14 protein-coding genes are annotated in these 20,479 nt (G+C 45.5%); 7 read left to right on the top strand and 7 right to left on the bottom strand.

The annotated features are described in order from the left end of the window. Window positions 1-119: 119 nt before the first annotated feature. A complete protein-coding gene (fadJ, locus tag AACR75_RS14635) occupies window positions 120-2,243 on the bottom strand; it encodes a fatty acid oxidation complex subunit alpha FadJ (RefSeq protein ID WP_047690727.1) in 2,124 nt (707 codons plus the stop codon). Beyond that, the gene (gene fadI, locus AACR75_RS14630) at window positions 2,243-3,550 is read right to left on the bottom strand and encodes an acetyl-CoA C-acyltransferase FadI (protein WP_047690725.1); all 1,308 of its coding nucleotides are present in this window, start codon (window positions 3,548-3,550) and stop codon (window positions 2,243-2,245) included. The genes fadJ and fadI overlap by 1 nt, the downstream gene beginning before the upstream one ends. A gap of 670 nt (window positions 3,551-4,220) precedes the next feature. Here fadI and AACR75_RS14625 point away from each other — a divergent pair. From AACR75_RS14625 to cobO, 5 genes are all read left to right on the top strand, one after another. Next, on the top strand, window positions 4,221-4,769 hold the full coding sequence (locus tag AACR75_RS14625) for a sigma-70 family RNA polymerase sigma factor (RefSeq protein WP_088717986.1): 549 nt from the start codon (window positions 4,221-4,223) through the stop codon (window positions 4,767-4,769). Then, window positions 4,762-5,487 (top strand): DUF3379 domain-containing protein, encoded by a 726-nt coding sequence (locus tag AACR75_RS14620; protein ID WP_017044335.1) that lies wholly within the window; start codon window positions 4,762-4,764, stop codon window positions 5,485-5,487. The genes AACR75_RS14625 and AACR75_RS14620 overlap by 8 nt, the downstream gene beginning before the upstream one ends. A 245-nt stretch (window positions 5,488-5,732) precedes the next feature. After that, window positions 5,733-7,016, top strand: coding sequence for an outer membrane protein transport protein (locus AACR75_RS14615; RefSeq protein ID WP_026027727.1), 1,284 nt, complete (start codon window positions 5,733-5,735; stop codon window positions 7,014-7,016). Window positions 7,017-7,317: 301 nt separating this feature from the next. After that, window positions 7,318-8,592, top strand: coding sequence for an outer membrane protein transport protein (locus tag AACR75_RS14610; RefSeq protein ID WP_047690723.1), 1,275 nt, complete (start codon window positions 7,318-7,320; stop codon window positions 8,590-8,592). Window positions 8,593-8,721: 129 nt separating this feature from the next. Continuing rightward, window positions 8,722-9,327 carry a cob(I)yrinic acid a,c-diamide adenosyltransferase gene (gene cobO / locus AACR75_RS14605; RefSeq protein ID WP_047690721.1) on the top strand — a complete coding sequence of 202 codons (606 nt, stop codon included), beginning with the start codon at window positions 8,722-8,724 and terminating at the stop codon, window positions 9,325-9,327. 61 nt (window positions 9,328-9,388) lie between these two features. Here cobO and AACR75_RS14600 read toward each other — a convergent pair whose 3' ends face one another. The 3 genes from AACR75_RS14600 to apbC all read right to left on the bottom strand — a co-directional run bounded on the left by AACR75_RS14600 (window position 9,389) and on the right by apbC (window position 13,507). Then, window positions 9,389-11,515, bottom strand: coding sequence for an AsmA family protein (locus tag AACR75_RS14600; RefSeq protein WP_047690718.1), 2,127 nt, complete (start codon window positions 11,513-11,515; stop codon window positions 9,389-9,391). An 81-nt stretch (window positions 11,516-11,596) separates the two neighbouring features. Then, a complete protein-coding gene (gene udk / locus AACR75_RS14595) occupies window positions 11,597-12,238 on the bottom strand; it encodes a uridine kinase (protein WP_010320672.1) in 642 nt (213 codons plus the stop codon). Between the two features lie 192 nt (window positions 12,239-12,430). Further along, window positions 12,431-13,507, bottom strand: coding sequence for an iron-sulfur cluster carrier protein ApbC (gene apbC, locus AACR75_RS14590; protein ID WP_017048342.1), 1,077 nt, complete (start codon window positions 13,505-13,507; stop codon window positions 12,431-12,433). A 155-nt stretch (window positions 13,508-13,662) separates the two neighbouring features. Here apbC and metG point away from each other — a divergent pair, with 155 nt between their 5' ends. Then, the gene (gene metG, locus AACR75_RS14585) at window positions 13,663-15,729 is read left to right on the top strand and encodes a methionine--tRNA ligase (protein ID WP_047690715.1); all 2,067 of its coding nucleotides are present in this window, start codon (window positions 13,663-13,665) and stop codon (window positions 15,727-15,729) included. Window positions 15,730-15,945: 216 nt separating this feature from the next. Beyond that, window positions 15,946-16,758, top strand: a complete 813-nt coding sequence (locus AACR75_RS14580; RefSeq protein ID WP_013857254.1) for a hypothetical protein — start codon at window positions 15,946-15,948, stop codon at window positions 16,756-16,758. Window positions 16,759-16,885: 127 nt separating this feature from the next. Here AACR75_RS14580 and udp read toward each other — a convergent pair whose 3' ends face one another. Beyond that, window positions 16,886-17,644, bottom strand: coding sequence for a uridine phosphorylase (udp, locus tag AACR75_RS14575; protein ID WP_047690713.1), 759 nt, complete (start codon window positions 17,642-17,644; stop codon window positions 16,886-16,888). A 348-nt stretch (window positions 17,645-17,992) separates the two neighbouring features. After that, window positions 17,993-20,287: a zinc/cadmium/mercury/lead-transporting ATPase gene (locus AACR75_RS14570; protein WP_047690710.1), complete on the bottom strand. Its 2,295-nt coding sequence runs from the start codon at window positions 20,285-20,287 to the stop codon at window positions 17,993-17,995. Window positions 20,288-20,479 lie beyond the last annotated feature (192 nt).

Below are 20,479 nucleotides of genomic sequence, written 5' to 3'. Positions count from 1 at the left end.
TATACCAAACTGAGAATAACTCGCATAAAGAGATGACCTCATTGGCTATAAATGAAAAAAAGCGAGGATATTCCCTCGCCTAATTTAAGCAAACATATGAATGAAAACAGCCGAGATGACTACGGATAAAAACGTGCTTCAACCCCAGCGCGAGTCAGTAGCCCATCACAAGGAGCGAACTTATCGCCATACTTCTCAGCATGTTGATTCATCATTTCCACTAATTTCTTGATACCAATTTGGTCTATGTAACGGAATGGGCCGCCCAAAAACGGCGGGAAACCGATACCGAAAATCGCACCAATATCGCCATCTCGCGCACAACGAATTACGCCCTCATCCAAACAACGTACGGCTTCATTCAGCATAAGTAGCACGCAACGCAGCGCGATCTCCTTATCACTCTGTTTGGCATCTGGCGTTATTTTCAGCAATTTATAGATAGATTTGTCGATTTCTTTTTTCTTACCTTTATAGGTATAGAATCCCTTACCACTTTTACGCCCTTTGCGATTGTCATTGAGCAGCAAATCAAATACGTCTGGTCCTTGAAAACGTGGGCCGAGTTCTTGCACTAGAATTGGCATGATTTTCGAGCCAACATCAATGCCCACTTCGTCCAATAACGTGATAGGGCCGACTGGGAAACCGAAATCGAGCAAAGCCGTATCTATCTTTTCAATCGACTCACCCGCCATCAGGATCTGCGCCGCTTCATTCATGTAAGGTGCAAGGATACGGTTAACATAAAAACCAGCGCAATCTTTGACCACAATCGGCGTTTTGCCCTGTTTTTTCGCCAAGGCCACCACTGTGGCTATCGTCTCTTGCGATGTGGTTTGATGAGGGATCACTTCCACCAGAGGCATTTTTTCAACAGGACTGAAATAGTGCAATCCAATCACATTCTCTGGACGCGCCGCCTTCGCTGCAATTTTCTGGATTGGAAGCGAAGAAGTATTCGTCGCAAAAATGGTGCTGGTTTTGGCATTCGCTTCAACATCAGCCACCATTTGCTGCTTAAGCGTGAGCTCTTCAAATACCGCTTCAATGACAACATCGATATGCTGATAACTGGTAAAATCAATCCCGCCAGACAATTGCGCCATTTTTGTCTGCATCTGCGCTTTGGATAAAATGCGACGCTTGCGCTGTTTATCGAATAATTTGTAGTTGTAATTGAGCGCGTTTAATACCCCATCATTCGAAACATCTTTGATTCGTACAGGAACCTTGGCTTTTGCAACGCTAACATGGCTGATCCCTGCCCCCATTAAACCACCGCCCAATACGCCGATACGTTTCACGGTTTGAGGTTTTGCGTCGCTGCCCGTCTCTTTTTTCATTTCTGTGGTGGCAAAGAAAATCGAGCGCAGTGCTTTGGATTCCGAGCTCATCACCAAATCACCAAATCGCTTCGCTTCAAGCTCTAACCCGGCTTTAAAACCACGATCTAAACCGTGGCGGATCACCTCTAAAATCGCGTCTGCAGCTGGGTAATTACCTCGTGTTTTTTGCTTAGTCTTTTTAGCGGCCTGATCAAAAATTAATTTGCGACCAAGCTGCGTATGAGAAATTAATTTCTCCTTGGTCGACGTATTGACCTGATGACGTTTTTTCCCAGAATTATCGAGCACATACTTCTTGGCCACATCCAGCAAGATAGTCTCTGCTACGCAAGCATCAATAACACCCAGCTGTTTTGCTTTTTTTGCGCGCAGCTGTTTACCCGTCAAAATCAAGTCAAGAGAAGGTAACAAACCAATCAAACGCGGCAACCGCTGCGTTCCACCGGAGCCTGGCAGCAAGCCTAATTGCACTTCGGGCAAACCCAAACGCGTGATGTCCGCGTCGCTGCACACCCGGTAGTGGCAAGCCAGCGCCAGCTCTAAACCACCACCTAAGCATGGGCCATGAATCGCGGCAACCACTGGGAATGGCAAATCCGATAAGGTTTGAAACATCTCCTGACCTTGCTTGGCCAATGCTTGTGCTTCGCTGGCCGATTGGCAAGCGTTCAGCATACGGACATCCGCTCCAGCAATGAAATTATCTGGCTTAAGCGAGTGAATCACCATCCCCTTTAGGCTGGTTTTTTGTGCCTCTAAGGTCGCAAAAACCTCTTGCATCTCTTGGGCAAACGCCGCTTGTAGCGTATTCATTTTTTCGCCGGGAACATCAATCGCCAGCCACGCAATATTTTGTTCATCAATCGTTAAATGAAAAGCTCTCTCTGTGCTCATTATTCAACCTCCAAAATCATTGCCGCGCCCAAACCACCCGCTGCGCAAGCGGTATTCAGCCCTAAACCACCGCCACGTCGTTTTAGTTCACGCAGCGTTTGTGTGATCATGCGCGCACCCGTCGCCGCGAAGGGGTGACCATACGCAATAGAACCACCTAGCACATTAAATTTATCCATATCAATTTCGCCAATCGCTTTTGCTCGACCAAGATGTTCCTGTGCAAACTTATCACTGGCGAACATTTTCATATTAGAGAGGGTTTGCGCAGCAAACGCTTCATGCATGTCAATCAATGTGAGATCGGAAAGCTCAATACCTGCACGTTGTAAGGCTAACGGTGTCGCATAAGACGGCCCCATTAACATATCGTGTTCAACACCAATCGCTGAAAAAGCGTAAGAACGGATATAACCCATAATCTCCAAACCAAGCTCTTTAGCACGGCCTTCACGCATTAATAGAATAGCGGCAGCGCCATCGGTGAGTGGTGTGCTGTTGGCGGCCGTCACGCTACCATATTGCCTATCAAACGCTGGACGTAACTTGGTATAACCTTCCAGAGTCGAGTCATGACGAATATTGTTATCTTCAGCGATCCACTTTTTATAGGGCTCTGGGAATGCCGTCATGACTTCGCCTTGGATTTTGCCCTCTTTCCAAGCTTGTGAAGCTAAAGAGTGAGAACGATGTGCCAAAGCATCTTGATCCAGTCGGCTTATGTGATGAGATTTTGCCATCTGCTCAGCCGTTTGCCCCATCGAAAGGCCCGTTGAATATTCAGCGACCGCGGGGGGGACTGGCATTAAATCTTTAAAAGATAATGATTTTAAGATACTGAGTTTCTGAGCAACGGTTTTGGTTTTACTTAAAGCGAGTAAGCTAGCGGCTAATTTTTTAGACACTCCAATCGGCAAAACGGAAGACGAATCGGCACCACCAGCCATACCAATATCAATCGTGCCAGCCATTATGCTTTCAGCCACATTCACCGCCGCCTGAAAACTGGTAGCGCACGCTCGTGTGACGCTGTACGCATCGGTATGGATGTTCATTCCTGTGCCTAAAACGATCTCACGCGCGATGTTTGGTGCCTCAGGCATTTGCACGACTTGTCCAAAGACGAGTTGTTCGATCAATTTAGGATCGAGTTCCGTTCGCGCAAGCAGTTCACTCACCACCATCTTGCCTAAATCGACTGCAGGAACTTGACTAAATTCGGTACTTTGACGCGCAAAAGGGGTACGCAACCCCGCAACGATAGCCACACGCTCACCAGAGCGCGTTTTGACTTCCTGTTTGCCCATTGTTTCTCCTTAGAATAGAGGTCTGACCTGGTGCATTGTAACGAGATTGTTAAAACAATCAAACAAGTGTTTAAATAAACGTGATATTCGCATCGAATCGAAGAAAGTAATGTAGGTAAAGGAGATGGATAATCACTTAATCTTTAAATGAATAATGGAGTTATACCCAAACAACTTGGAGTTGCAGGTAGGCGGCAAGTGAGTGAGTCCCAATAAGCATAGGCAAACGAACGTAGCCAACACCGCTGCGGCTTCAAGTAGGAAGGGTATATAAGCAAAAAAAAACCACACAATAATGTGTGGTCGGAATATATAAAGCAATTAACTTACGCCAATTGAAATAATCAGTTTCCTGATTAGGAGAAAGTAAAGTCAGCCTTCAAAAGGAAGTGTCATCTTGCTCAACATGTTAGTCGCAATGACTAACGAGATGACAAGGTGTACTATAGCCACTTCGTGCTATGAGATTTTGAAGTAGATCAATTTTATATTGATTTATTCCATACTATGAAATTAAAAAGCCGTCGACGCTTGAATTGATATTACCGAACAACTTGAACGGATCGAAAGCGAACGAATACGCGAAGCATTCATCGCAAGACGACCATAAAATGGCCTAAACAAAGAAGAAATCACAGAGCAAACGGAGACTCATGTGTCGATAATAACCATGTTTGGAAAGAAAAAGTCCAGCAGCCCGGTCAATAGTAATATTGACAGACAGAGAAAATATGAAACGCTTGTGCGTGCTTATCACCGAGATCTTTTTCGTTATGCCTATTGGCTATGTAAAGATAAAAGCATTGCTGAAGATTTAGTCCAAGAAACCTGCTTGAGGGCTTGGAAATCTCTCGATAGTTTGCTCGACGAGAAAGCGGCCAAATCGTGGCTTATAACTATTCTTCGTCGCGAGAACGCGCGCCGCTTTGAGCGCAAGCAGTTTGAGTTGGTCGATATTGATGACTACAGCGGTGACGTAAAAGTCAACGATGATCCTCATCATCAACAAGAATGGTTGCAGGCACAGATAATGAAGCTGGATATTGAATACCGCGAACCTCTTTTCCTACAAGTCATTGGTGGTTTTAGTGGTGATGAAATTGGCGAGATCCTCGAACTCAATAAGAACACGGTCATGACTCGTCTGTTTCGAGCTCGTAATCAATTAAAAGAACAATTGGATTCATCAGAAGCGTATAAGGGGCAGCAAAATGGATGAATTAGAATTTCGCCGCCGAGTTATGTCCGATCCAAAACAGCATGATCAAGAGATTATCCAAGCGGCATCCACTAGTGATACTAATCGTCAGTTCCTAGAGGACATATTGAGCTTAGATGCAACGATTGCTACTGCAATGAATGTAGACGTGCCTGACGATCTCGCAGACCGTATTCTATTTAGTCAAACCACAATGGCAAGCAATGTCATCCGCCCAACTTTTGCCAAGCAAGCGATGACATTGGCTGCATCGATTGCTTTTGTGTTTGGTTTATTGGTTGGCCAAATCAATTGGCGAAATGTGCTCATTCCACCAGCGCAGGCAAGCCTAATGGACACCGCCATCAAACACGTCATTGATGAAGAAGGCTTTGTCAACCAACTGGATGAACAAGTGAATTCAACGCAGATCAACGCCAAAATGCTGCCATTCGCTTATCAGTTAAGCAGTAACTTCCCTTACCACGTTTATTACCTAAACCACTGTGGGTTTGGCAAGGCAAACGCTCTGCACATGGTTTTTCAAGGTGAAAGCGGGAAAGTGACGCTCTTTTTCACAGGCATTGCCAGTGAACAAGCCGTGAACTTTAATGAGCAAGGCATGGCAGGAATCATCGAACCCGTCGGTGATGCTAGCCTGATCCTTGTCGGTGAAAATGGCGAAGATGTCACGAACATCGCTAAAAAACTAATGCCTATGCTAAAACCTTCCCATTAAAACCATTCCTGGCCTGTATATAATGCAGGCCAGGTTTCCTAGACAAAAGTAGAGCTTAAACTCTATAAATAAGCATTTTCCGCCTTTTTCCTGCCAAATAGACATCATTTCTGCAATTTTATCATTCAATTAGACAATGGTCGGATTTCTATCTTCTATACTTGCCTCTAGTATCAGCCACCAATTGAGCATTTGCTCAAAAACAACGTCCATTAGAGGCGATGAAATCAAAAAGGAAAAGCACCATGAACAAGACGCGTCTGTTTAAAAAATCGTTACTTGCCGTAACGGTAGCTCTCGCTTCACAACAAGCACTGGCAGCGGGCTTTCAGCTCAATGCACAATCTGCGACTGGCCTAGGTCGTGCATTCGCTGGTGATGCTGTTATTGCCGATAACGCATCGGTGATGGCTCGTAACCCTGCCGCAATGGCGTTGTTTGATGAAACCTCACTCTCTTTGGGCTTTGAATCCATCACAACGATGATTGATGTAAAAAACACTCAATATACAGGCGTTTTCAAAAACGCTATCGATATCGAAGACACTGATGACGTTGGCGGAACATCCATTGCACCAAACATCCATCTAGTTGTTCCTGTGGACGATAAATTTGCTTGGGGTGTAAACGCTTATACTAACTTTGGTACCAAAACAGAATTTTCTGATAACTACCCTGCGGCAGAGTATGGAGGCTTAACCGATGTTAAAAGTTTTAATTTCGGTTTGGCTGGTTCATACCGTATAAACTCATCATGGAGTATAGGGGCCGGGTTAGATTTAATTTATGGTCAAGGCACCATGAAGCGTACAACAGGCGAGGGATTTCCTGCCAATACAATGATAATTGGAAGTAAGGTTATTCCAGCTAAGGGAACCTCATTAATAAATGTCGACAAAGCTGATGGCTGGGCGGTCGGATTTAATTTGGGTACGGTGTATGAATTAGATGAAAATAATCGATTTGGCTTCGGATACCACTACAGTCCTGAATTCACAGCTAAGGACGATTATGGACAAGAAATTACCCTACCATTGCCTGATATTGCTGAATTCTCTGGTTTTCATAAAATCAAAGAGACACAGTTTGCAGTGCATTATAGTGTCCAATGGATTGGTTGGAGTTCATTCGACAAAATTGATTTTAGAAATTTAGATTCTTCTCGTTCAACAGTAGGTGCTCTAACTAATGGTAGCTATGATAAAGAGTATAAATGGCAAGATGGTTGGCACTATGCGATAGGTGGAACTTACTACCTAAACAGCGATTGGACTTTACGTGCTGGTTATATGTATGACACCAGCGCACAAGATTCTTTAACTTCAGTCTCAGTGCCAGACTCAGATCGCCAATGGCTCTCTGCTGGTTTTACTTACGAAGTTGATGAGCGATCTAATGTAGACTTTGGTTTCACTTACCTACTTGGTAAGGATGTACAAGTGACTGAGAATTCGGCTGGTACTGTTTTGACGGCAACGACTCACGCAGATGCAATCCTAGTCGGCTTACAATATAGCCGCAGCTTCTAAGCGCAACGTTTATTAGCATAGCGTCAATAAAGGGCTGGTTTTCCAGCCCTTTTTAATGCTTGTAATATCATCTCCTCGCCTAATTCAGCTAACAACTGTACCTTTGGGGTCTTAAACCACACTACAAGTGTTCGCCAAAAATCAGAAACACTTTCATAACAAGCAGAGTATTACGCTTATAATTAAGCCTTTAATGGATTTTAATTTCAAAAACAACAAATTCACTGCTTTATATTTTTAAAGCATTAGCTCTAACCTTAAAATCCCCACACCGAATTCAAATATTTCAGCGAACATTATAATGAAATCAAATAAAACTCTTCTTTCACTTGCAGTGGCATGTGGGCTATTCAGCGTATCAAACGCATCTCAAGCCGCCGGTTTCCAATTGGCAGAATACTCTGCAACGGGCCTTGGGCGTGCTTACGCCGGTGAAGCGGCTATGGCTGATAACGCCAGTGCACAATGGCGTAACCCTGCCATGCTGACTTATTTGAAAGGTACGCAAATTTCTGTTGGTGCAATTTACGTTAATCCGAATGTTGATGTGAATGGAAAAATCAACGGCGCATTAGAAGCAAGCTCAAATGACTTCGCAAATGATGCCGTCATCCCCAATTTTTACCTCTCACATCAAGTGAACGATAAAATGGTACTAGGTTTAGCACTCGGTACTAACTATGGCATGGAGACCGAGCTTGACCATAATTTCAGCGCGAGCCACTTTGGTAATCAAGCGATGGTTAAAACAATGGAAGTCAATGCCAACATCGGCTACCAACTCACTGATGCGGTTACCGTTGGCGGTGGCATTCGTTATGTGATTGGAGAAGGCCATTTCGGTGCGACCTCTCCGGCTCAAACTAAGCCTCTTCCACAAGGTACAACACTGAAGTACATGGAAGGTGAAGATAAAGCTTGGGGTTGGCAAGTGGGTACGGCATGGCAGATCAATGATAGCAATCGCATAGGCTTTACTTATAAATCAGAAGTTGACCTAAAGCTTACTGGCACAGCGAATATATTTTCGAAAGAATCGGGCAAGGTAGTGAATGATACAGGTTCAATGATGCTCACTATGCCTGCCACCGCTGAACTGGCTAGCTACCACCAACTAAATGAACAGTTGGCACTACATGCCAGTATTAACTGGACCGATTGGAGCAGTTTCGAAAAGCTTGAAGCGGATTTAAACACTCTTGGCTCAGTGATGGTTAAAGAAGAAAACTGGGAAGACAATTACCGTTTTGCTCTGGGTGCTACTTACCAAGTCGATGCAAAATTAGCACTGCGTACAGGCATTGCTTACGATATGGCGGCAGTTAACGATAAAAACCGTACCATTACCATCCCTGAAACTGATCGAACTTGGTTAAGCGTTGGTGCGGAGTATGCCTTCACGGAACAATTCACCGTAGACACTGGCTTTACTTACATTTTTGCCAAAGATGCCAACATTGTGGAATCTCGTGGTTATGCTTCAGATGATGCAGCGCAAGCCGTTGGAGGCCAATTTTCTGGTACAACGACGGGTAATGTTTGGCTTATCGGCGCACAAGCCAATTACCGCTTCTAAACTCATTAGAAACACTCCAGAAGGCCAGAGCACTGCTCTGGCTTTTTTATTCCTTGTAATTTCGATGGTTTTTGCTGCCGAGTAGTTGAGCTATGATAGCGGCAACGCTATTAATGAACAGGATTGAGCATGTCGACTGAAGAAATTAAAAATGAACGCCATAAAGCGAGACAACAGAAAGTAAAAGAGCAAGTCGATGCACGAATTGCCGCGGCCCAGCAAGAGAAAGGGTTGTTATTGATCATTACCGGCAATGGCAAAGGGAAATCTACTTCAGGTTTTGGCACCATTGCGCGCGCTATTGGCCACGGTTTGAAATGTTCGGTAGCCCAGTTCATTAAAGGAACCTGGGAAAACGGTGAACGTAATCTGCTTGAAAAACTGGGCGTCGAATTTCAAGTCATGGCGACGGGCTTTACTTGGGAAACACAAAACAAAGAAGCCGATACCGCAGCGGCGCAAGGGGTTTGGCAAGAGTGCAAACGCATGCTTAAAGATGAGTCGATTGATGTGGTGTTGTTTGATGAGCTGACCTACATGGTGAGCTATGGATATATCGAATTAGACGAAGTGATTGAAGCCTTAACAACACGGCCAGCAATGCAGTCGGTGGTGATCACGGGCCGAGGAGCACACCGCAGCTTGATTGAAATCGCCGATACGGTGTCGGAAGTCAAAAATGTGAAACACGCATTTGAGTCGGGCATCAAAGCACGAAAAGGCATCGACTGGTGATAAAAAAGCCTCCTCTAAATTGAGGAGGCTTGATCAATCATAATGAAATCAACCCAGTAAATTACTTAAAAAGACTTTTTAATAAACCATCAACCGCTTTCTTGGTTTTCTCGTCTTTTATCTCAACGCCGAGCTTTTCCAAGCCACGGTCAATCTCTTTTTCCGCTTTTTGTCTTAACACATCATCAAAAACCAATTTGAATTTAGGATCGCTCCATTGCCCTGAGATGTTGATAGGAATCGTGACGTCTCGCAGCTCATCGATGTCTTTGCCACCTTGCCCCTCTAGCGTTCCCACCACAGAAGTGCTCACCAAAAAATCAACCGTTTGTTGCAGATAATTCGCTTTACCCTCACCACGAATACGCAACAGTGGTGATTGCATGGCGAGGTTATTGGTGGTGACTTCCCCTTTGTTCAATTTCAGCGTAGCGGTCATGGCGCTAAAATCGGTTTTCTTCACTGGGTCATCATCAACTTTCTTACCTTTAATTTTGGCGTAATTGCTACGGATAAGGTGAGCGACGTTAATACCGTTGACTGCACCATCGGCAAAGTTGATGTTCACGGTTCCGACAAGGTTTTGTTGAATGCCCGTTGGCGTCAAACTGCGGCCCTTTACATCCACATCAATGTTACCCGTACCTTGTAACATCTCATTATTGAGTACATCTTTTAATAGCGGCAGCACCTGTACTCCATTAACGCTCTTTTTAGCGCTATAAGTAGCAGGTACTTTGGTTGCATCCAGTTGAGCGGTCGCCTGAATCGTACCTTGGTAAAGGTTGGCACTGAATGAGGTTAAATTCACGATGCCACGATCGACACTAAAGCTGGTTTGCACATTCTGTAATCGAGCATTATTGGCTTTGAACTTGTCTATGGTGACCTTGCCTTGCACATCCAACGTTTTTAATGCACTGAGATCCGGTTCCACTTCAGCACTCACCGTAGCAGGCGCTGCTGACGTTGAGCCTGACGATGCCTTACTTTCACTCACGGTACTGCTTGCCGTTGCTGGATTCGCAAGCCCTAAAAATTCATCCAAATCGATATTTGGGCTATGCATATTGAAGCGGATTTTAGGGATCTCAGCCAACGTCACTTTGACATCACCATCAAATTCTAATGCATTTGCGGTTAATTTACTGAGTAAGACATCCAGTTGGTTTTTAGAGAGATCAAAATGAATGTTCGAAGTTAAACCGATCTGCATTGGGCTTTGTGGCAAACTGGTTCCTTCTAGATTGGTATCCAGCACCAGCGTATCAATCTTCACCAAGCTCATGGCTTTATCGAGAGTCAGTTGCGCACTCCCCTTCGCATCAAGTTTTAAATCCGCTACCTTTCCTTTCACGCTGAATGACAGCGCATTCTTCTTATCAAACTCGAACGTGGCTAATTCAATCTTCGCAGAATCAATCTGGTTTGATGGGTCACTAAAGCTCGCATCAAGCACAACGTTCTTCAGCGCATAATCCTTGAAACTGGCGGCTAATTTGAATTCAGCTCGCCCTTCTGCGGCAAAGCTTTGTTGATTATTTTTACCTTTGGCGGCAAAAGTCGCTGACGTCCATTTATCCACCGCAAACTCTGAAAGATTGACCGCCACGTCATACAGCTTGGTATGTGTACCGACTTTGCGGTCTTGTATTTCCAGTAATGCGTTTTCGACGCTAACGCCCGCTAAGTTAATCGTCCACTCTTGAACAGGGTTGCTCGCATTGACGCTGCTTGTCTCTTCTTGTGCTGGTTTTGTTTCGTTTACGGCGGAAGAGGCGGCTGGTTGAGGCGCGGCTTGAGTTAAGCTATCTAAGTTTGAACGGCCATCTTTAAGGGTTTCAAGATGGAACTCAGCACCATTTAGGCGGATGTTGCCAATTTCCAGTTGCTTATCCAGCAATGGCATCACCGAAATTTCAATACCAACTTGATCGACTTTAAACAGGTTTGGAGCGCTGAAACCTTGTGGGTTTCTGAGTTCAGTTTTGCCCAGCTCAAAGCCAAGCGAAGGGAAGAAACTCCAACTGATATCTCCTTCAATGACTAAGTCCAACCCCGTTTTCTGTTTGGCTTGTTCTACAATCAAGGGCTTAAATTGGTTAGGATTGACCAACAGGACAAGTGCGAGCGCGGCAGCGATTAACGCACCGATAATAATGGCAATGAAAAGAAACAGTTTTTTCATCAGCTTTTTCCTTGCTTAATTAGAAAAAGAAAGTGGCACCTAAAGTGCCACTTGTCTGCTTAAAAATAAAGACCACAAAAGTTAAGATTTCAACAATTTCGCGATGTGGGCTTTTAATACATCAATGGCGATACGGTTTTTACCGCCACGAGGAACGATAATGTCCGCGTACTGTTTTGACGGTTCGATAAACTGCATAAACATAGGGCGAACCGTTTTTTGGTATTGCTTCAATACCGAATCCATGGTGCGGCCACGCTCTTCTACATCACGCTTCACTCGGCGTAATAAACAGATATCCAGCGGAGTGTCCATAAATACGGTCGCATGCATTAAGTCACGTAAACGTGGGTCTGTCAGCAGTAAAATACCTTCTAAAATAATCACTTTCTTGGGTGTTAATAGCGTTGTATTCGCGGTGCGAGTATGCTCAGTGTAGCTGTACTCTGGCACTTCAACCGCTTCGCCACGGGTTAATTGTTCTAAATGTTGGCAAAGTAGATCATGGTCAAGTGCATTCGGGTGGTCATAGTTTGTCTTAACGCGCTCTTCCATACTGAGATGGCTTTGGTCGTTGTAATAGCAATCTTCCGTAATCACACCAATTTGGTGGTCGCCTACTTTGGCACGAAGTTCGTTATAAATCGTACTCGCAATCAGGCTTTTTCCAGAAGCTGAAGCGCCAGCAATACCTACGATGACGCATTGATTATTCTCAGACATTATTTTTGCACCCGGTGATAGTTTGGTGATGAAAATAGATAAACTGCCCGATTATAGGGACTTCAACCACCTGATACCAGTCTCGATTGAGACTTTGGAAGAGGTTTGAATAACAAACTACCAAGCAAACGTTTTCGTCGTATTTCAGAAGAGATCACCGCAGTGCTACTTTCATAGCACTGTGGACCAACACTAGTCTACCAATGTAAAACTGATTGCATCTGGCTTAGGCTTTCCTTGCCAATATAGGCTTGAACAGACTCGTTCCGCCAGTTGAAGATAACGCTGTGTATGCTCACTTTCTGGTTGAGCAACCACGGTAGGACGACCTTGGTCGATGTCTTCACGCAGGGCAATGTGCAGAGGAATTTGTGCAAGCAGCGCCAACCCATATTCACTGGCCAGTTTCTGCGCGCCACCGACACCAAAGATATGCTCTTTCTCTCCACAATGACTGCAGATGTGATAGCTCATATTTTCAATAAGCCCGATAACCGGAACGTCGACTTTTTCGAACATGGCCGCCCCTTTGCGCGCATCCGCTAGTGCCAGATCTTGCGGAGTGGTGACGATCACCGCGCCCGTTACCGGAATTTGTTGTGACAAGGTGAGTTGAATATCACCTGTCCCCGGTGGCATGTCGATGACCAGATAATCCACATCTGGCCACTCGGTTTCATTGAGCAGTTGCGCCAGTGCTTTCGATGCCATCGGCCCGCGCCAAATCGCCGCTTCAGATTTATCAACCAAATAGCCAATCGAATGGCTGAAAATGCCAAATGCCTCAACGGGCTGCATCCACTTATTATCACGCACATCTGGCTTTGCTTCTTGCTTGCCAAGCATCATCGGTACTGAAGGGCCATAAATATCCGCATCCAACAAGCCAACTTTCGCCCCAGATTGAGCAATGGCTAGAGCAAGATTGACGGCGGTGGTTGATTTGCCGACGCCCCCTTTGGCTGAAGTCACCGCAATAATATTTTTAACACCATTAACACTATGAGCGACCGTCGTCGCTAGCGCTTTCGGCGCAATGATTATCTCAACACTGAATGGAGCAAGCGCATCGGTTTGCTGCTTGGAGACGACCCATTCGGAAAGCTCATTCAGCAGATTTTTAGCGGCAAATGGAATATGAACCGTCAAACGTCCCGCTGTTGTAACCGAAACCCAATGAGGCTGGTTTGCCCACCCCGCAATAAGATGAGGGTGTTCAAATTGGTTTAACCAATCGCAAAAATCTTGTTTAGATGTGAACGGCTGCATAGCTTCTCCTTTTTGCTCATGCTATCACTCTCTATTGTCAGACTGAACCCCAAAAAAGTTGCGGGATTCCTTAGGCTCACGCCTTGGAGTCGCTCGCTGCATAAGGTAGTATTGGTCTCTATTTTTCATACCTATCAAAAAAGCGAATATTAAGTATGGCGACTGACCCAAGAAACGTTTCTTCAAGGAAACTGCTGGTAACTTGTGCCCTTCCGTACGCTAACGGTTCGATCCACCTTGGTCATATGCTTGAGCATATCCAAGCTGACATTTGGGTTCGTTACCAACGCCTACGCGGCAACACTGTAAACTTCATCTGTGCAGACGATGCTCACGGCACGCCAATTATGCTTAAAGCACAACAGATGGGTATTACACCTGAAGAGATGATCGCCGCAGTAAGTGAAGAGCACCAAAAAGATTTTGCAGGTTTTGATATCAGCTTTGACAATTATCACAGCACTCACAGCGAAGAGAACCGCGAACTGGCTTCTCACATTTATCTTGAGCTGAAAAAAAATGGCTTCATTTCAAGCCGCACCATTTCTCAGCTGTTTGACCCAGAAAAAGAGATGTTCTTGCCTGATCGCTTCGTGAAAGGCACTTGCCCAAAATGTAAGTCAGAAGATCAATACGGTGATAACTGCGATGCGTGTGGCGAAACCTATAGCCCAACAGAGCTTATCAACCCGAAATCGGCCGTTTCTGGCGCGACGCCAGTAATGAAGGATTCCGAGCATTTCTTCTTTGACCTTCCTCAATTTGAAAGCATGCTCAAAGAGTGGACTCGCTCTGGCTCGCTACAAACAGAAACCGCCAATAAAATGCAAGAGTGGTTCGAAGGCGGCCTGCAACAGTGGGATATTTCACGTGATGCGCCATACTTTGGCTTTGAAATCCCCGGCGAAAAGAACAAATTCTTCTACGTGTGGTTAGACGCGCCTATCGGCTACATGGGTTCATTTAAAAACCTATGTAACAAACGCGATGACTTAGACTTTGACGAATACTGGAATAAAGAAAGTAAAACCGAACTGTACCATTTCATCGGTAAAGATATTGTTTACTTCCACAGCCTATTCTGGCCAGCGATGCTTGATGGCAGTGGTTTCCGTAAGCCTAATAACGTCTTCGTACACGGTTATGTCACAGTCAATGGCGCGAAGATGTCGAAGTCTAAAGGAACGTTTGTCAAAGCAAGCACTTACTTAAACCACCTAGACCCAGAATGCTTACGCTATTACTACGCCGCAAAACTCAATAGCCGCATCGACGATCTTGATTTGAACCTTGAAGATTTCACCCAACGTGTGAACGCCGATGTGGTCAATAAAATCGTCAACCTGGCATCGCGTAATGCAGGCTTCATCACCAAACGTTTTGAAAATCAGTTGTCTGCAACCTTTGCCGAACCAGAGCTGTACGCAGAATTTGCCGCTGCAGCGGATCGCATTGCTGATCTTTACGAAAGCCGTGAATTTAACCGTGCCATTCGTGAAATCACCGCATTGGCGGACAAAGCGAACCAATACGTGGATGAAAAAGCGCCTTGGGTTGTGGCTAAACAAGAAGGTCAAGAGCAAGAGCTACAAGACATTTGCTCAGTGGGTATCAACCTATTCCGCGTGTTAATGACTTACTTAAAACCTGTGATGCCAGCACTAGCGGCGCGCACCGAAGCATTCTTAAACCAAGAACTCACTTGGGAAGGCGTACAAACACCGTTAACAAGCCATACGCTCACGCCATTCAAAGCGCTGTTTAATCGTATTGATCCGAAACACGTTGAAGCGATGATTGAAGCGTCTAAAGAAGAAGCGGCAGCAGAAAAAGCCGCGATTGAGAGCGCGCAACCAACCACAGTTGAAACTGAGCTAAGTAAAGACCCTATTGCAACTGAAATCGAATTTGATGATTTTGCTAAAGTGGACTTACGCGTTGCTAAGATCATCGCTTGCGAAGCGGTGCCAAAAGCGGACAAATTGCTCAAATTCCAATTGGATATTGGTGGCGAAACTCGCCAAGTGTTTTCAGGTATTAAAGCCGCTTATTCACCCGAAGAGTTAGTAGGCAAGTACACTGTCATGGTAGCGAACCTCAAACCGCGTAAAATGAAGTTTGGTATGTCAGAAGGCATGATCTTAGCCGCAGGCCCTGGTGGCAGCGAGCTATGGATTCTTGAGCCACATGAAGGTGCTCAAGCTGGCATGCGCATCCTGTAATACATCAATCTTCACGATAGCATCCCCAACACACTCTGTGTTGGGGATTTTTTATCACCATACTGCTCAAAATCGATCCAGCTCACACTTTTAGTTCAAAATGCACCAATAAGATGCATCACTTCAACGCAAAAATACATAAACAATTGAATTTAAACAAATAAAAAACTGGCATTAACCCTGCTAACTCTAGATTGGTATAACATTAACAAGGAGTTGGTTATGTTTGTTTTTATCTCAATGCTTATCTCTATCGGTATATTGTGGCTGATGTTTTATCTGGCAAAACAGCGTGAATCCACATTACAACGTAAATATCAACTGCTGATCGACCTTCGCCAGCTACTGTTTTTATGCCGTCAGCACCGTAACATTACCCATCAGACGCTAGCCTCTGGTCAAAGACGCGACACTGAGTTGAATGAATTGCAAGATACGCTATACGAAAAAAGTAATCACTTAATTGCTATCGCACATTTTGACAACAAACCAATGTACCGTGTGCTGCAAATTAAGCTTAAAGCACTCATGAAGGAGTGGCCAGAGCGCTCTGTGGCTCGTAACCAAATGATGCATGGTAAAATAATTCGTCACTGTATGTTCTTAATGGATGAGGTGATACTGGCTTGGTTGGTGGAATCCAACCGCGAAGATCTCAGCGATGAATACCATATTAATTGGCAACAGGTCATTGATGCGATGGACGCGCTAACTCAGTTGCGCATCAGCATTGATGAAATGGATACTCAAGATGGCCGCATACGCTTGCAGCATTATAGTGAGGTTGTCAGGCGTAGGATGAATCAACTCGCCTTAATCAGCCCTTTAACGGTAGCTTCGCCAAGCTGCTCAGCCGCGCTGCATAGCCTGAGCGAACTGCATGATCATCCTGCCTTTCAAATAGAAGCTGGCGCGATGTACCAAATCACTTCGGATATTTCACTCAGCATCTCTCACGTTTACGACCAGATGCTCAGCGACTTAACCGAGAGCTTGTACATTCCGTTGCCTAAATTGGCGATTGCTTAGTGAGTAATTGTTTAGCTGGTGACTGTTTGACTGGTGATTATTTAGAAAGTAAAAAGGCCACTTTATTCAAAAGTGGCCTAATCACTCACCGTGTACATAGATACATCAGTGTAAATTCAGAACTCAATTACAGCATTTTACGCGCAGCTTCGACAACCACTTTGATTGAACGAGCCTCGGTCTCTTTGAGTGTCGCGTGATCTGGGATCTCTTTTTGAGTACGGTTGATGATCACACCAGCCACACAACCTGCTTTCAAACCTGAGCTCGCACACATGGTTAGCAAAGTGGCGGATTCCATCTCAAAGTTCAATACGCCCATATCTTGCCACTCTTTCATCGAGCCTTGGAAACGACGCACAACACGACCAGTGAAAGTGTCATAACGCTCTTGGCCTGGGTAGAAAGTATCACTTGATGCGGTAACGCCCATGTGCACGGTTGCACCACTTTCAACTACAGCCGCTTTCATTGCAGTGGCGACATCGAAATCAGCCACAGCAGGGAATTCCATTGGTGCAAAGTGCAAACTTGCACCGTCAAGGCGAACCGAACCTGTGCTGACAATCATATCACCCACATTGACATGAGGTTGGATTGCACCAGTAGTACCTACGCGTAGGAAAGTACACACGCCAAGTTGAGCAAGCTCTTCAACCGCAATAGACGTAGAAGGACCACCGATACCAGTAGAACAAACAACGACTGGCTTACCGTCTAACTCTGCGCGGTACACAGTGTATTCACGGTGGCTAGCAAGAAAGACTGGATTTTCCATCTCTTCAGCGATTTTTTGTACGCGAGCTGGATCCCCAGGGATAATGGCCAAAGTAGCACCATTCAGATCGGCTTCGGTAACACCTAGATGGAAAACGGCTTGAGACATAAGTGACTCCTTATTGCGGCTTGTTCAGCTCATAGATATACATCGGGTATGCAGCTACTCTAGCGGACCACGCGCCAACAAAGAGTGATCAAATTCACAATGAATGACGCAATGTAACGAACACATTCTCATAAAAACGGTTTGCATCACAAAAAACAGCAAGATTGATGAAATAACACCCACCCCTAAAAGATGATTTCCAACACTGCATAACAAAATACAAGCGCAATATCGACGCATTTCACACTATTACCACAATAGGGTGCAAACCCAACAGGCATGAGAGATAACGACCCGCCATGCCTTGCTGAGCTTTTTGGTTTTTAGTTTTTAGTTTTTAGTCTCGGACTATTTTTTAAATTTCAATAGACGCAACGCATTGAGCGTCACTAACGCGGTAGCTCCACTATCGGCCAGCACCGCTACCCATAAGCCCGTAATACCGAGTAAACTCGTGACTAAAAAGATACTTTTTAAGCCTAGCGCTAGCGTGACATTCTGGCGAATATTGGCGAGGGTTGCTTGTGATAGCTCGATCATGGTGGCGAGCTCGACCAATCGATTATGAGTAATTGCCGCATCGGCCGTTTCCAACGCAACATCGGTACCACCCCCCATCGCAATACCAATGCTGGCTGCTTTCATTGCTGGTGCATCATTAATGCCATCCCCGACCATCGCCACTTGTTTTTGTTGCGCCAACTGTTGAATGTATTCCACTTTATCTTGCGGTAATAAACTGGCTTTGAAATCTATCCCTAATTGAGCACTCATCGTCGCAGCGCTTCTAGGGTTATCGCCAGTGAGCATAATAGTATCGATCCCCAAACGGCGCAGTGCTTCAATGGCGGCTTTGGCATCTTCACGCAAGGTATCTTGCCATGCGATTAAACCGACAATGTTCTCTTGCTCAAAAACCACCACCACTGTTTTGCCTTGCGTCTCTAGCGCTTCCACTTGCGCGCTAAATGCATCAGAAAACGGAACATTCGCTTTGCTTGGCGCTAATACGCGCAGTGATTTCCCCTCCACAACCCCCGAAACCCCACTGCCAACTAACGCTCGCTTCTCTATCGCTTCTGGAATGGGCAAAGCCATCGCTTGCACTTTTTTCACTAAAGAGGTTGCCAGAGGATGGCTCGAGCCCATTTCAACCGCTGCGACATAGCGCAACAATTGCTCTTCATCCCAGCCATTGAGCGCAACCACATCCGTAACTTCCGGTTTACCTTTGGTCAAAGTACCCGTTTTATCAAAAGCAATACTCTCTATTTTTCCAAGCTGTTCGAGCGCCGCGCCCCCTTTGATCAGTGCACCACGACGCGCCGCTGCGGCAAGGCCAGAAGTAATGGCCGCCGGAGTTGAGATAACCAACGCACATGGACAAGCAATCAGCAGTAAGGCTAAGCCACGGTAAACCCATGTTTCCCATGGCTGCGCAAACAGTGTCGGCGGTATCACAACCACGGCTAATGAAACCAACATCATTAATGGGGTATACCAACGACTAAATTTATCAAGAAAACGTTCTAACGGCGCTTTGCGAGATTCCGCTTCTTCAATCAGATGCAAAATGCGGTCAATCGCGTTTTCACCCTGTTTGGAGGTGATGGTGAAACGCACCACCTGATCCGCGACCACAGCACCCGCCATGACACTGTCACCTTGATAGCGTTCGACAGGCAGTGATTCGCCCGTTAACGCGCTCTCATCAAAGCTGGCCGACGCTTCGTGCAATTGACCATCCGCAGGTAGCCGAGAGCCGGGAGAAACTTCCACTACATCCCCCGGTTTTAGCTCATGTGCCGCCACCGTGATGCGTTCTCCTGCCACAATTTTTGTTGCCGTTTCAGGCACCAGTGCCATTAAAGCTTGTACACCGCTACGCGCTTTAGAAGCGGCAAAAGCTTCTAGCCGCTCTCCGATGAGGAAGAGTAATAGCACCATCGCTGCTTCAACCGTTTCACCAAGATAGAGCGCTCCGAGCGCCGCAACGCTCATTAAGGTTTCAATCGCAAAAGGTGTGCCTGAGCGTGCCAGTTGAATCGCTTTTTTACCGATAGGATACAAACCGGCAAGGCAGGTCAAAATGAACATCCCATCGCTGATTTGAGGGAAATAAGGCTGCACAATAGCGGCGAGTATCATAGCGCCAGCAATGGAGAGGATCTGCGCGTTCTGTTTTATGACCGACTTCCAATCGCTACGAATGGGGGCAGAAACTGGATTAGCCGCATCAATGCGGTGAGCCGTAAAACCCGCGTTACGAACCGCTTGCTCTATTTCAAGCGCTGCCTCTTCGGTATTAAACTTGACCACCAATTTTTCAGTGGCAAACAGCACTTTGGCGTCGATCACATTACCCACTTTTTTAAGCGCCGTTTCAACCTTACGTGCGCAAGATGGGCAATCCATCCCTTCAATTTTCCAGCTTTGGTTAAACTGTGTTTTAACGGATGTGAGCTGCGCGGGTTCATCATCAGGATCATTGCTTGTGCACTCTTGTGACCCACAGCACCCCTCTTCATTTGAATCAACGCCCGCAGCCCTAATCGCGGTAATTTTAAGACTAGAGCATGACACCGCCTGCGGGTTTGCCATGCTATTTTTTGTAGTACTGCAAGCTTCATGTTTTGTGCACATAGGATTCTCCTTCTCTGATGCACAAAGCTTAAACCTTAGAGTCAACTCTAAGGTCAAGCGCATTTTTATCAAACCTGCACTTAACGCACATTCACCTTGATTAGATGGAAAAGAGGTGCACTGCACCTCTAGATAGAATTTTATTTATTACTGCTGATATACCCAAACAACTTGGAGTTGCAGGTAGGCGGC

The organism is Vibrio sp. ZOR0018, assembly GCF_963865925.1.
In the GTDB taxonomy this organism is placed as follows: Bacteria; Pseudomonadota; Gammaproteobacteria; order Enterobacterales; family Vibrionaceae; genus Vibrio; species Vibrio anguillarum.
Note: the sequence above shows the minus strand (reverse complement) of the source record. Positions and strands in the feature narration are given on the sequence as shown.